Origin of the sequence: Cellulosimicrobium sp. NPDC055967 (assembly GCF_042269845.1) — a bacterium.
Taxonomy (GTDB): domain Bacteria; phylum Actinomycetota; class Actinomycetes; order Actinomycetales; family Cellulomonadaceae; genus Cellulosimicrobium.
The window spans coordinates 1-13,482 of the sequence record NZ_JBHJYJ010000011.1; the positions used below are offsets into that span (position 1 = coordinate 1).

A 13,482-nucleotide genomic window follows, 5' to 3' on the forward strand; every position below is an offset into this window, starting at 1 on the left:
CACCCGCTTCACCAAACGCGCCGCCTACTACCGCTCCGAACTCACCATCGCCGCGATCATCCTCTGGCTCCGCGATTCACCGGACACGCCCTAGGACAGCCTCGTGGCAGGCCCGACGGTGAGGGCGACGTCCGCGACGACGGCGTCCGGCTCGTCGGACCACGGGACGGCGTACACCTCGCGGGACGGGGCGTGCGCCTGCCCCGTCGCGACGCGCAGCGCGTCGAGGTACCCGACGATCTGCGGGAACCGGCAGTCGCGCGACGGCACCTCGACGTACGCCTCCGTGCGTGCCGGGTCCTCGCGGAGCACGACCGGCCCGGCGGGGACGACCGCCCCGCGGTACGGGACGCACGCCTCGACCCGCCCGGGGACGTCGCGGCCGACGGGCGAGTGGTAGATCACCCAGTGCGCCGCGCCCGCCTCCGCCCCGGCCGCGGCGAGGTGCGCGCGGATGGTCAGCAGGTCGGCGCTGAACGTGGGGACGAGGTCGTCCTGGGTCGTGGACGACGTGATCGTGGCGACCGTGCACGCAGGGACCTCGCGCCATCGGACCTCGGCCTCCCCGCGCCCGGTCGCGAGCGCACGCGCGAGCTCCTCCGCGGTCGCGCGCTGCTCCGCGAGAGCCCGCTGCCGCTCGTCCCACCAGCCGAGGAGGACGTCGCGCACGTCGCGCGGGTCGGCGTCGAGCACCTCGGGGACGCGCGCGAGCGGCACGTCGATCCGGCGCAGGAGCGCCAGGGCGCGGCCCCGCTCGACCTGCTCGGGCGCGTACGCGCGGTAGCCCGTGCGGGGGTCGACGCCGGCCGGGACGAGGAGGCCGTTGGCGTCATAGAGCCGCAGCGCCTTGATGGACAGACCCGACGCGCGCACCATCTCGCCGCTCGTGAGCGTCTCCGCCGTCGGGCGGTCCCCCTGCTCCTGCGTCACGCGTCGAGCGTAACGACGGGAACAGCTCGTGCCACGGCGACGGCGTGGCGCCGGGCGGCACTACCCTGGCCAGATGCCTGACGACCTCACGCAGACCGCCACGCCGCCGACCCCCGCGGAGCGGGAGGATCCGGCGGCGCCCGTCGCGCCCCGCCGCCCGGCGCCGCGCACGCACCACGGGGAGACCGTGGAGGACGACTACGAGTGGCTGCGGGACAAGGAGTCGCCCGAGGTCGTCGCCCACCTGGAGGCCGAGAACGCGTACACCGAGGCGCGGCTCGCGCACCTCGAGCCGCTGCGCGAGCGGATCTTCGAGGAGATCAAGGCGCGCACGCTCGAGACGGACCTGTCCGTGCCCGTGCGGCAGGGCGCGCACTGGTACTACGCGCGCACGGTCGAGGGCTCGCAGTACCCGATCCGGGCGCGCGCGCCGATCGACGCGAGCCTGGGCAGCGACGCGCCGTCGTCCTGGGTGCCGCCCGTCCTGGAGCCGGGCGTGCCCGTGCCGGGCGAGCAGGTGCTGCTCGACGACAACGTCGAGGCCGAGGGCCACGACTTCTTCTCCCTCGGGTCGTTCGACGTGTCGGTCGACGGGGCGCGGCTCGCGTACGCGGTCGACGTCGTCGGCGACGAGCGGTACACCCTGCGCATCCGCGACCTCGGCACGGGCACGGACCTCGTGGACGAGGTCCCCGGGACGTTCCCGGGCGCCGTCTTCTCCCCGGACGGGCGGTACGTCTTCTACCCGACGGTCGACGACGCGTGGCGGCCCTGGCGCGTGTGGCGCCACGAGGTGGGCACCCCGGCGACGCAGGACGTCGTCGTCTTCGAGGAGCCCGACGAGCGCTACTGGGTCGGCGTGGGCGTCTCGCGCTCGCAGCGGTTCGTGCAGATCGACGTCGGCTCGAAGATCACGTCGGAGACCTGGCTGATCGACGCCGCCGACCCGACCGCCGAGCCGCAGGTCGTGTGGCCGCGCCGCGAGGGCGTCGAGTACACGGTCGAGCACGCCGTCCTGCCGAGCACGTGGTTCCCCGCGGTCGAGCACGAGGAAGATGGCGGAAAGGCCGGGAGGACGACAGCGACGTCGGGTTCGGCGGGGGAGCGGCGCGACGTGCTGCTCGTGCTGCACAACGACGGCGCGGAGAACTTCGAGCTCGTCGTGACCCGGGTGCCCGACGGCGGGGCGTCCGCCGGCGGTGGGCCCGCGGGCCCGGGGGACGCGACCGTCGTCGTGCCGCACGACCCCGAGACCCGGCTGGAAGGGGTCGACGCCTTCGCCTCGCACCTCGTCGTCTCCTACCGGCGCGACGCGCTGTCGCGGGTCGGGGTGATCGACCTCGCGTCGGCCGAGCCGCCGCGCCCGGCGGGCCTGCCGACCCCGATCCGCACGGGCGACACACCGGCACCCTCGGGCGACCACTGGCACGTGCACGAGGTCGCGTTCGACGAGCCGCTGTACACCGTCGCGCTCGCCGGAAACCCCGAGTGGGACCAGCCGAACGTGCGCCTGTCGTACGCGAGCTTCGTCACGCCGTCGACCGTGTACGACCTGCGCGTCGAGACGGACGAGCTCACGCTGCTCAAGCAGCAGCCCGTGCTCGGCGGGTACGACGCCGCGGACTACGTGCAGCGCCGCGAGTGGGCGACGGCCGAGGACGGCACGCAGGTGCCGGTCTCGCTCGTGTGGCGGCGCGACGCCGTCGGGCTCGACGCGACGGGCACGGGCGCCGAGCCCGCGCCGCTGCTGCTCTACGGCTACGGGTCGTACGAGATCAGCATCGACCCGGGGTTCTCGATCTCGCGCCTGTCGCTGCTTGACCGCGGCGTCGTGTTCGCCGTCGCGCACGTGCGCGGCGGCGGTGAGATGGGCCGCCGCTGGTACGACGAGGGCAAGACGCTCACCAAGCGGAACACGTTCACCGACTTCGTCGCGGTCGCGCGCCACCTCGTCGACGCGGGCTGGACGAGCCCCGAGCGCCTCGTCGCGCAGGGCGGCTCCGCGGGCGGGCTGCTCATGGGCGCGGTGACCAACCTCGCGCCCGAGCTGTTCGCGGGCGTGCTCGCGCAGGTGCCGTTCGTCGACGCGCTCACGTCGATCCTCGACCCGTCCCTGCCGCTCACCGTCGTCGAGTGGGACGAGTGGGGCGACCCCCTGCACGACCCCGAGGTCTACCAGTACATGCGCACGTACACGCCGTACGAGAACGTGCCCGACGACGCGTCGCACTACCCGAGGATCCTCGCCGTGACGTCGTTCCACGACACGCGCGTGCTGTACGTCGAGCCCGCGAAGTGGGTCGCGCGGCTGCGTGCCGCGGGGGCACCCGCGCTGCTCAAGATCGAGATGCACGCCGGCCACGGCGGCGTCTCGGGCCGGTACGAGGGCTGGCGCGAGGTCGCGTACGAGGACGCGTGGGTCCTCGACGTGCTCGGGCTCGCGGGGCGGTGACGGGCTCGACGCCCGACCCGCGGACCGCGCGCGACGCGACGCCCCCGGGGACGGCGGCGCTGCTGCTGCGCCCGGTCGGCTACCTCGCGATCGGGCTGGTGTGGACGGCGATCGGGCTGTTCGTCGTCGGGCTGTACCTCGCGGTCGCGGCGTACGGGCTGTTCGAGCCGCCCGCGGACCAGGAGCCGTGGGCCGAGCTCGTGGCCTCGCCCGACGCCGTGCTGGGCCGGCTCGCCGTCGTCGCGCCGATCTTCGTCGTCCTCGCCGGGCCGGTCGCCTGGTACCTGTCATGCGCGACCTGGCCGCTCGCGGCGCTGTCCTTCGTGTACGCCGGCCGGGCGCTGCGGCCCGCGTACCGCGGCGACCGGCTCTCGTTCACGAGCCACGTCGCGCCCGGCACGACCCTCGGCCCGCCCGTGCCGGGTCCGGTCGCGATGTCGCTCCAGCCGCAGCGGCGCTCGCGGTTCACGGACACCCTCATGCGTTTCTACGCCTGCGGCTGGAACCTGGACTTCCGCGAGTTCTGGCCCGCGGTCCCGGCCGGGGTCGCGTGGGCCCTCGCGAGCACCGGGGCGTCGACGGCGCTGCCGTCGGGCTGGCGGGTCGGGCTCGTCGTGGCCGCCGTCCCGTTCGGGTTGTGGTCCGTGGTCGCGCTGCGCCGGGCCTGGACGTGGCGGTTCCACCGCGAGCGCGCGCGCCTGGCGGCGCGGCGCCGCCTCGAGCGGCACGGCGACCAGTACCGGATCGACCCGCGCGTCGTCCGCACGCGCCCGCAGTCGGCGGAGCACCGCGCGCGCGTCGAGGCCGAGCGCGCCGCGGCGCGCAGCGCGCAGGACCACCTGACGAGCCTGTCGAGCGACGCCATCGGCGAGCGCCGCGAGGCCGTGCTCCGCGCGCGCCGGGACCGCGAGGCGCGCGAGCGCTCCCAGGACGACGACCCGAGACGAGGCTGACGTACGGGTCGGCGGTGGTCAGGTGGCCTGCGGGCTGCCGCACTCCGCGCAGAAGCGCGCGCCGGCGGCGTTGGCGGTGCCGCACTCGCGGCATGCGGCGACCTGCGCGAGGCGCTCGCCGCACTCGCCACAGAACTTGCCGCCGTCGACCTTGGCCGAGCACGACGGGCACTGCGTGACGACCGGCGTCCGCAGGTCCGCGCCGCCGACCAGGTCGGTCGTCCGGAGCTGCTCCTGCAGCTGGTAGCGGCGCGCCTCGGCCTGGAGCTGGGCGAGCTCCTCCGCCTGCTGGGGCGAGCAGCGCACGCACTGCCCGACGGCGTCGTTCCAGCAGACCTCGTGGCACATCCAGTCGCCGCAGCCGTGGCACTGGCGGAAGGCGTCGCGCACCTCGCCGACGGCGGCGTCGAGCGCCTTGTCCTTCGCGGACGAGTTGGTCTGGCGGTCGGCGGCCCACGACCCGGCCGCGTACGACAGGTCGGCCACCTTGCCGCCGAAGAACCGGCCGGCGGCCTGGACCAGGCTGCTGCCCTTGGCCACGAGGTCCGCCTGGTACGCGGACCGGTACCCGTTGCCGCACCGCTCGCACCGGAACTCGAACTGGTAGCCGCCCGCGTTCGACAGGTCGCGGACGTTGTCGGTGAAGGCGATGGGCGCGCTCATGGCAGGGACCTCGGTAGGCTCGGGGGCGGCGTCCCCGCAGGCCAGGCCCGCGGGAGGGGGACGTCATGGGAATCCCATGACCGCAGCGATGCTACCCACGGACCCTCGTCGCCCGGACGGATCACCCGGGTGAAATCGGGGCAGACCGCCGTCGGGCCTCGCTGTGGACAGTACGGCCGCGGAGGCGACCCGCTGGATACGATCGGGCCGGTCTCGACCAGGTTCACGTGGCAGGGGGATGCCGTGGGGTATGCGATCGACCCCGACGCCGTGCGCGTCGCGGGGCAGATGGTGGGTCAGCTCGTGGTGACAGGCGTCGCGCGGACGTGGAGCGGCGCCGACGGCTGCGGCGCGGAGCAGGTCGCGACGGCGATGGAGGAGCTCCAGACGTGGTTCCGTGCCGAGTGGGCGACGCTGGAGGACGATCTGCTCCGGTCCGAGCAGGACGCGCGGTACGCGGCGGCCGTGCTGGGCGCAGCGGACGACGCCGCCGCCCGCACGGCGAGGGCCACCGCGGTGGTGTCCGGCGCACGGAGGCCGGTATGAGCGCCTGGGGGCTCTGGCGGCCGGGCGACGGTGATCTCGACGGGCTGAGCAGCGCAGCCTCCGTGCTGCGGGGATCGGTCGACCAGGCGGTGGTGTGCGGGACGGAGGCCTCGCGCGACGGTGCACACGGTGTGGACGGGTCCGGCCAGCGAGGCGTGGTCGACGGCGCTCGCGGCCGCGGCGGCTCGTGCGGCGACGCTGGGTGACGTCGCGCAGACGACGGAGCGAGAGGTCCGCAACTACGTCGCGGAGGTCGAGGGCGTCCGCGACACGCACGCGAAGGCCGTGTGGCGCATGAAGGACGTGTGCGCCGACGCCGCGCGAGCGGGCGTGTCGTGCACGTTCGACCTGGACACGGGGCGCGTGGAGTGCGTCGAGACGGCCGGACACTCGGGCGGTGGGGTGTGGCGGAGCTCTGTCGCCGGTCCGCAGCTGGCCCTGGTCGGCGCGACCGCGTTCGAGATGCGGCTGATGGACGAGCTGTCGGTGATCGCCGAGCTCGCGGAGCGCCGTCGAGAGCTCGACCGGTCCCTGCGGGACGCGGTGCTGGGGGCGATCCCGTCGGGCTGGTCGGCACGGCGGGCGACGTTCGAGGCGGCCGGGGTCACGGACCCGACGGAGATGACGCCGCGGACGTACGCGGTGCTGCTCGCGGACCGCGTCGTCGAGGTCGGGGGTGAACCTCTGACGCCGGCCGATGCCCAGGAGCTCTCGGCGTTCCTCGCCGAGCACTCGGCCGACCGTGTCGCCATGGACGCGTTCTTCCGCGAGCTGGGCGGTGCGGGTGCGGTCCGGCTCTCCGCGTCGCTCGAGACGGCGCTCGACGACTCGCACCGTGATCGTGACCTGTCGTGGCAGCTGCTCGCCGAGCTGGGGATCGGGTTGCGTGACGGGCTCGCGGCGGCGTCGGTGCAGTGGGGGCCGCGGGTGGCCGATCCGTTCGCCCGGGACATGATGGCGGTGGGTGAGCCGGGGGCCGTGGCGTTCCTGCTCTCGGGTCCGCCGTTCGTGGGTGCGGCGCTGGCGGCTGCGGTCGCCCGGGAGGTCGACGTGGCCGAGCGCGAGGGTCGTTCGTTGCCGGCGTCGGGGCACACCGACCTCGGGCAGATGGCGTGGGGGCGCTCGACGTTCGACCTGGCGGGGCGGGCGTTCGAGTCGTTGGGCGCGCACCCGCAGCAGGCGGCCGACTTCCTGGACGACCCGGCGGACGGGCGGGCGCGGATCGAGTACTGGTTCGCGGACCGGTCGTGGATCGCGGCGGACTGGGAGGGGCCGTTGGCGTTGTGGGACGGTGCGCAGCGGGCGCCCGGCGGGCCGGCATGGGTACCGCCGGACGGCGTGTGGGACGTCGACGCGCTGGAGGCCGCGGCGGGGCGCAACAGCCGGATCTTCGATGCGTTGTGGAGCAACACGTCGTTCCAGGCGGAGTCGGTCTCCGACCGGGCGTCGGTCGCGCTCGCGGGAGCGCTCGCGCCCGACCTGCTGTACCAGCTCGAACAGATCCAGTTCTCTGAGGCGCTCGAACAGAAGACCGTGCGGGACGGGGACAAGGGTCCCACGGTGGGGGATACGGTCGAGGTCTCTCCGTTCTGGGCGGGCGGGGTGTCGCGCCCGGTCCCGCTCGTGGGGTGGGACGCGTACGCGCACGTGGTGGGGATCGCGGGGTCGCGCACGGGCGGTGCCAGCGTCCTGGACGCGACGGCGCGGACGTACACGGACAGGCTGTGGGCCGTGACGGGGCACGACGAGCTGCTGTTCGGCAAGGCGACCCAGCGCGTGGTGGCGATGGACGGGTTCGTCACCGGCGCGGTGGACAAGGCGGAGATGGGCGTGGCGCGGCGGGTCGACGAGCGGGTGGCGCGGGACGTCGCGGCCGTGCAGGCGCTGGTCTCCTCGATCCCGCTGCCCGGCCCGAGCGGGCTCGTGGCTCGGGGATGGGCCAGGCGTTGAGCGGCCCGGCGGCGTGGATGGTCGACGGCGGGACGATGTACGGCGTGGGGTCGGTGCTCACGGCGGCGGGGCAGCAGGCGCAGAGCGCCAACGAGCTGGAGGCGCTCCTGGCGACGCGCGCCAGCCGGGACGCGTCGCGCGACGCGATGGAGCAGGAGCTGCTGCGTGCGGCGATGGACGTGTACGGGATGGGGGACCCGCCACGGTTCGAGCCGGACGACGACTCCGAGTGGAACCGGACCTGGGCCGAGGTCCTGGTCAAGCAGGGTGCCGTCACGGCCCAGACGATCGAGGAGTCGCACGGGCAGTGGATGGCGGCGTACGGGTACGGGCGGCTGGAGAACCCTCCACCGATGGCGGCGCCCGAGGTGGCGGACGAGACCGAGACGCGGGAGGAGGCCGGATGAGGCTCGCGAGGCGCGGTGTGGCCGCTGTGGTCGTGGCCGCCGGGGTGCTGGTGGTGTCGGGGTGCGGGGAGCCGAGCCCGACGGTGATGGAGTCGCCGCGGATCGTGTGGCAGGACGGGAGGGCGCCGGACTCGCCTCTGGAGGCAGACCCGTGGGTGCAGGCGATGCGGGCACGGGACCTGGGTGTGTCGATGGCGTGGAACTCGGGGGACTTCACGATCCGGCAGCTGACGGACTACGAGTCGGACGAGGATGTGGCCCGGATAGTGGAGTACTACGTCGTGCAGGGTGACGACCCGTCGGTGGACGTGGGGCCGATGCCGTTCGAGCCGTTGGCGGTGACGGAGCTTCCGGACGGGTCGGCCGCGGCGGTGCGGGCGTGCTTCCTGGAGAAGAGCATGTCGGAGCATGCGACGGAGCCGTGGATCTATGACGTGTTCGGTGAGCCGGAGCTGGTGGCGACGATCGGCGTGTGGTACCTGGGGTTCGAGGAGGGGACGGGTGAGCGGCACCGGTTGGACTCGGACGATCCGCGGATCGAGGAGTTCGACGAGTCGGTGACCGATGGTGAGGACGAGGAGTGTGACCCGGAGTCGGTGCCGTTCGGGTTGTACGACCCGGAGCCGCAGCTGCCGGAGGCGCCGGTGACGAAGCCGGTGCGGGCTCCGCTGGTGGACGGCGCGTGAGGCGCGCGGGTCAGGGGCGGACGAGCCGGAGCGGGGTGTCGGCCGTGCGGACCGTGACGGTCTGGCCCCAGGAGGCGACGAGCCGGTCGTCCTCCACGCCGTCGCCGAACACGACGAGACGGTCCGACGCGACCGTGAGCGCGACGTCCGTGCCGTCCTCGACGACGCCCTCCGTGAGCGTGACGCCGGTCGCCGGCGAGGGCCACGCCTCGCGCACGAACCAGCCGAGCCGGTGTTCGGTGCGCCCCGGGGCCCGGCGGCCGCCGCGGTCGTGCGCGAGCGACGCCCACCAGCCCGTCGCGCCGGTGCCGGTCGCGACGAGCACGCCCGACGACGACTGCCGCTCCTCGCCGGCCGCGCACCGCAGCGTGTAGCGCGCGCTCTGGTGGCTCGGGTGCCCGACGAACACCTCGTTGAGCGCCGTGAGGTGCTGCCCGTCGTCGAGGTCGGCACGGACCATGGTGAGCGCGTCGACGGGCAGGACCGCCGTGGGGTCGGGCGCGCCCGCGGGGGCGTCGCCACCGAGCCCGCGGAGGAGGGCCGTGGCGGCCCCCACCGAGTGCCGCACGAGCACCCCGGGGTTCACCCCGGGCTCGGGATCGATGCCCAGCACCGGCTGCCCGCGCAGGTACTTCGCGACGTTCGCGACGAGGCCGTCCTGCCCGACGACGACCACGACGTCCTCCGGCGCGAGGAGGAACCGCGACAGGTCGGCACGCTCGACGTCCGCGCGGGCCCAGCCCGCGGGGAGGGCGGCCACGACGGCGTCGCGCGCCGCAGCGAGCGCGTCGTGCCGTTCCTGGACCTCGGCGAGCGACCGGCCGCGCGAGCGGAGGAAGAACTCCGCCTGGCCCCGGGTCCCGTGCCGGTCCAGCAGGTCGTCGAGCTCCGTGCGGCGGTGCACGACGACGGCGCGTCGGCGCAGCACCGTCAGGCCGCCTTCCCGGTCGTCCCCGACGCCGTGCCCGACCTCGTGCCGTCCGGTCCGCCGTCGGGCCCGCCGAGCACGCCGCCCAACAGCGAGCCGAGCACCCCCGTCAGGAGGTCGGGCGTGATGGTGAGGTTCTGGACGTCGGGGAGCGAGCCGGCCGCCTCGCGGACCGCGAGCGCGAGCAGCGTGCCCTGCCCGGCGCTCGCCCAGACGTCCATGCGTGCCTGCTCGGCCGCGGCCTCGGCGGCGCCGACGACGCGCACCTGCTCGGCCTGCGCGTCGGTCGCGAGCCGCGCACGCTCGGCGGTCGCGCGGGCGTCGACCAGCGCGGCGGCGGCCTTCTCCTCGGCCTCGCGCCGGGCGTTCGCGCCGTCCTGGGCGACGAGGCGCTCGCGGCGCGTCGCGAGCTCGATCTTGCTCGCCAGCTCGTTCTCGGCGATCGCGCGCTCGCGCTCGACGGCGAGGGCCCGGCGCTCGTACGTCGCGCGGTCGGCCTCGGCCTGCACCTGCTCGCGCGCCGGCGTCTGGAGCGCGCGCTCGACGTCCTTCTCGGGGCGGACGGCGAGCACCTGGACGCCGACGACGACGATGCCGGTCGCCGTGAGGCGCGGGTCGGTGGCCAGAGCGTCGGTGAGGACGTCGCGCACGCGCGGCACGCCGGCCGTGAGGGCGTCGGCGAGGGGCATCGCGGCGAGCGCATCGGCGGCCCGGCTCTGCGCGAGCCGCCCGACGATGCTCGTCACCTGGTCCCGGCCCGCGGTGCTCGTCTCGCCGCTGCCCGGGTCGACGGCGAAGTCGAGGCGCTGCGAGACGGTCACGGGGTCCGCGAACCGGTAGGTGACCCCGGCCTGGACGGTGACGTCCTGGTGGTCGGCGGTCACGGCGTGGAAGAAGACGGGCAGCTCCTGGTCGTCGACGGGGACCTCCGAGAGGACCGACGTCGTCGGGCGGAACCAGAACGCCTGCCCCACGCCCTCGTGCGCGACGCGCCCGCGGCGCAGGTGCACGACGTGGCCCGTGGGGCTGCCGAGGAAGTGCCGGGTCCACGGGTAGGTGCGGATGGTGGCCATGGTCGCTCCAATCGTTATCGTCATCCTGACGATAACGACGCTAGACCGCGGGAGGGTTCTCGTCAACCTGACGCTAATGTGCGACGATGGCCGGATGACCGAGCCCGCGAGCCCGACCCCCGACGTCCCGCCGACCGCCGCTCTGCTGCCCGTCACCGTCGACGTCGTCGCGCTCACGGTCCGCGACGACGCCCTGCACGTGCTCCTCGTCGAGCGCGGGGTCGAGCCGTTCCGCGGCGCGCTCGCCCTGCCCGGCGGCTTCGTCCTGCTCGGCGAGGGCCTCGCGCGGGCGGCACGGCGCGAGCTCGCGGAGGAGACCGGCGTCCGTCCGCCCGGTCACCTCGAACAGCTCCGCACGTACGGCCCGCTCGACCGAGACCCGCGCGGGCCGGTCCTGTCCGTCGCGTACCTGCTCCTCGCGCCCGAGTTCGGCGTCGTGGAGGCGGGGTCCGACGCCGGGGGAGCGGCCTGGCACGCCGTCGAGCCCCTGCTCGCGGCGACCCCGGGCGGGCCGACGGCGTCGGGCGACCGGGCGCCGTCAGGCACCGGGCTCGCGTTCGACCACGCGCGGATCCTGGCCGACGGCGTCGAGCGCGCCCGCGCCAAGCTCGAGTACTCGGCGCTCGCGACGGCGTTCTGCCCGCCTGAGTTCACCGTCGCCGACCTGCGGCGCGTCTACGAGGCGGTGTGGGGCGTGCGCCTCGACCCGCGCAACTTCTCCCGCAAGGCCACGACCACCCCCGGCTTCCTCGCCGACACCGGCCGCACGACGTCGGGCGGCACCGGCCGCCCCGCGACCCTCTACCGCGCCGCGCCGAACCCGGGATCTCTCCCCACGACCGGCCCGGCCCGGGGAGCGACCCCGGGTTCGGCGGCGGACCCGGACGACGCCCCGGCGAGCGTGCCCGCCGTCCTCGACCCGCCGCTCATGCGTCCGCGACGGTGACCGCCGGGGCGCCCGGGGAGAACTCCCCCTCGACAGGGGCGCGCGGCTGAGTACGCTCGCGCGCATGTCGACCTACAGCTACTGGCGCAGCGACCAGGGCAACATGCAGGCCCTCTCGGACGAGCTCGCCGCGCAGGCCGCGATGGCGCGGTCGCGCGAGGCGTCGCTCAACCGGCGCCTGCGCTCGCTCGAGGGCGACCTGTCCAGCCGCGTCGAGGTGCTCACGCGCCTCGTCAACGCGCTCATCGAGCTCGGCGAGGTGCGCGAGGAGCTCGCGCTGTTCACCCCCGCCCGACGCGCCCGCGACGCGGCGCGCGCCCTGACGCGCGCGGTCGTGACGGGCGATGGCGACGTGTCGCACCTGCGGCGGTCGCCCGACCTCGCCGACGTGCCCGGCTACTGGCTCGTGCCCGCGGCGCTCGCCCTCGCCGAGCTCCCCGCGGGCCGGCTCGACGCGGAGGCGGCGCAGGAGGCGCTGCTGCGCGACCGCCGTCGGGCCGCGACCTACCTCGTCGCGGTCTGCGCGCTCGTCGGGCAGCCCGGCCTCGCGCGCGAGTGGATGCCCTGGGTGCTCGACGCCCCCGTCCTCCCCGCGGCCGGCTGGGGGAGCGCCGACGGTGCGCCGGAGGCGGCGCCGGAACGCCCCGGCGAGACGCTGGACGAGGTCCTCGTGACGGCCTCGGAGCGGGCGCTGTGGCGCGCGGCGGCCGCGGGGCACCTCGGGGACGACGGCGTCGCGGTCGTCCGCGCGGCGCTCGCCGAGCGCGTCGCCCTGCTCGACGACGACGCGCACGCCCGCTGGCGTGCGCGGCTCCTCGAGGCGGCGCCCGCGCTCCCCGGGAGCGGGGACGACTGGGGCTCGCCCGAGGTCGGGGCGGCCGACGGGTCCGGCACGCGTCGCCGGGCCGCGGCGCCCGACGCCCTGCCGCTCCTGCGGTCCTGGACCGCGTGGTCGCGGGCCGTCGTCGCAGGGGAGGTCGCCCTGCCCGCGGCGGCACCCGGTCCGCTCGCCCTCGGGGCGTCGTCGGGCACCACCGGCACCACCGGCACCACCGGCACCACCGGCACCGCTGCGACGCCGAGCGGCGCCACGGCCCCGGGCGCGGCGCTGCTGCGGGTCGTCGGGTCGCTCGTGAACGAGGGGGCGCCCGTCGAGCGGGGCCTCCTCGAGCGTGCGGAGCTGCTGGCCGACCGCGTGGGGCGCGCGCCCGAGGACGACGGCCCGGAGTGGGACGCGTCCGCGGGGACGCTCGTCGACCTGCTCGTGGACGACGCGCGCGGCACCGACCCGGGGCTCGCGGCGATCGCGGCACCGCTGCTCGTCGACGACCTGCGCGTCGCGAGCCACGCGCGGGCCTCCGAGCTCGCGGCGACCCCGGCACCGTCGCGCGTGCTGCGCCTCGCGGGCCGGTCCGTCACCGTCACGCCCACCGACGACGGCGCGTCGCCCGCCGCGACGGCGCGGGCGGAGCTCCTCGCACGCCCCGTCGACGGGGTGTCGTGGGGCGTCGTCGGCGGGGTCGGGGCGATCGCCGTCGCGACGCTCGTGCTCGGGATCGTGGTCGCGCCGGCCTGGTACGCGGTGGCCGTCGTCGCGGCGGTGGTCGCGGCGTGGCAGTGGTTCTCGGGCGAGCAGCGCGCGCGGGACCAGCGCGCGGCGGCGCGGGCGAGCGCGGAGCGGTTCGACAGCGAGCTGGCCGAGGCGCGCACCGCCGTCGCGGCGGAGGCGGAGCGCGCGCGGACGCAGCGCGAGGCGGTCGCGACCGTCGTCGACGACCTCGACGACGCCCTCGCCGACCTGGGCGCACCGGCCGCCGCCTGACGCGCCCGACCCGGGTCCGCCCGGGCTCCCGCCGACGGCCCGCCGGGCGCCGCGCCAGGGCCGGACCACCCGCGCCCGCGGGCCGTCCGGCCCTGCCCGGCACCTGCTCGAACAGACCCTCGTCGG

At 75.7% G+C, this 13,482-nt stretch carries 12 protein-coding genes; 8 read left to right on the top strand and 4 right to left on the bottom strand.

The features are described from left to right. Positions 1-90: 90 nt before the first annotated feature. A complete protein-coding gene (locus ACFC2L_RS14350; RefSeq protein ID WP_375824959.1) occupies positions 91-930 on the bottom strand; it encodes a MerR family transcriptional regulator in 840 nt (279 codons plus the stop codon). A 73-nt stretch (positions 931-1,003) separates the two neighbouring features. Here ACFC2L_RS14350 and ACFC2L_RS14355 point away from each other — a divergent pair, with 73 nt between their 5' ends. Then, positions 1,004-3,382: a S9 family peptidase gene (locus tag ACFC2L_RS14355; RefSeq protein ID WP_375824960.1), complete on the top strand. Its 2,379-nt coding sequence runs from the start codon at positions 1,004-1,006 to the stop codon at positions 3,380-3,382. After that, a complete protein-coding gene (locus ACFC2L_RS14360; RefSeq protein ID WP_375824961.1) occupies positions 3,346-4,335 on the top strand; it encodes a hypothetical protein in 990 nt (329 codons plus the stop codon). The genes ACFC2L_RS14355 and ACFC2L_RS14360 overlap by 37 nt, the downstream gene beginning before the upstream one ends. Positions 4,336-4,353: 18 nt before the next feature. Here ACFC2L_RS14360 and ACFC2L_RS14365 read toward each other — a convergent pair whose 3' ends face one another. Next, positions 4,354-4,998 carry a zinc ribbon domain-containing protein gene (locus ACFC2L_RS14365; protein ID WP_375824962.1) on the bottom strand — a complete coding sequence of 215 codons (645 nt, stop codon included), beginning with the start codon at positions 4,996-4,998 and terminating at the stop codon, positions 4,354-4,356. A gap of 243 nt (positions 4,999-5,241) precedes the next feature. Here ACFC2L_RS14365 and ACFC2L_RS14370 point away from each other — a divergent pair, with 243 nt between their 5' ends. The 4 genes from ACFC2L_RS14370 to ACFC2L_RS14385 all read left to right on the top strand — a co-directional run bounded on the left by ACFC2L_RS14370 (position 5,242) and on the right by ACFC2L_RS14385 (position 8,587). Next, positions 5,242-5,544: a hypothetical protein gene (locus ACFC2L_RS14370; RefSeq protein WP_375824963.1), complete on the top strand. Its 303-nt coding sequence runs from the start codon at positions 5,242-5,244 to the stop codon at positions 5,542-5,544. 129 nt (positions 5,545-5,673) lie between these two features. Next, positions 5,674-7,494, top strand: coding sequence for a hypothetical protein (locus tag ACFC2L_RS14375; RefSeq protein ID WP_375824964.1), 1,821 nt, complete (start codon positions 5,674-5,676; stop codon positions 7,492-7,494). Beyond that, positions 7,479-7,901, top strand: coding sequence for a hypothetical protein (locus tag ACFC2L_RS14380; protein ID WP_375824965.1), 423 nt, complete (start codon positions 7,479-7,481; stop codon positions 7,899-7,901). The genes ACFC2L_RS14375 and ACFC2L_RS14380 overlap by 16 nt, the downstream gene beginning before the upstream one ends. Then, entirely contained in the window at positions 7,898-8,587 is a 690-nt protein-coding gene (locus tag ACFC2L_RS14385) for a hypothetical protein (RefSeq protein WP_375824966.1), read from the top strand. The genes ACFC2L_RS14380 and ACFC2L_RS14385 overlap by 4 nt, the downstream gene beginning before the upstream one ends. A gap of 10 nt (positions 8,588-8,597) precedes the next feature. Here the strand turns inward: ACFC2L_RS14385 and ACFC2L_RS14390 are convergent, their stop codons facing one another. Continuing rightward, a complete protein-coding gene (locus tag ACFC2L_RS14390; RefSeq protein WP_375824967.1) occupies positions 8,598-9,515 on the bottom strand; it encodes a hypothetical protein in 918 nt (305 codons plus the stop codon). 2 nt (positions 9,516-9,517) lie between these two features. Next, on the bottom strand, positions 9,518-10,588 hold the full coding sequence (locus ACFC2L_RS14395) for an SPFH domain-containing protein (RefSeq protein ID WP_375824968.1): 1,071 nt from the start codon (positions 10,586-10,588) through the stop codon (positions 9,518-9,520). A gap of 94 nt (positions 10,589-10,682) precedes the next feature. Between ACFC2L_RS14395 and ACFC2L_RS14400 the strand changes: the two genes are divergently transcribed. Both ACFC2L_RS14400 and ACFC2L_RS14405 read left to right on the top strand, forming a co-directional pair. Further along, positions 10,683-11,534, top strand: coding sequence for an NUDIX domain-containing protein (locus ACFC2L_RS14400; RefSeq protein ID WP_375824969.1), 852 nt, complete (start codon positions 10,683-10,685; stop codon positions 11,532-11,534). A 64-nt stretch (positions 11,535-11,598) separates the two neighbouring features. Then, positions 11,599-13,356: a hypothetical protein gene (locus ACFC2L_RS14405; protein ID WP_375824970.1), complete on the top strand. Its 1,758-nt coding sequence runs from the start codon at positions 11,599-11,601 to the stop codon at positions 13,354-13,356. Positions 13,357-13,482: the final 126 nt, after the last annotated feature.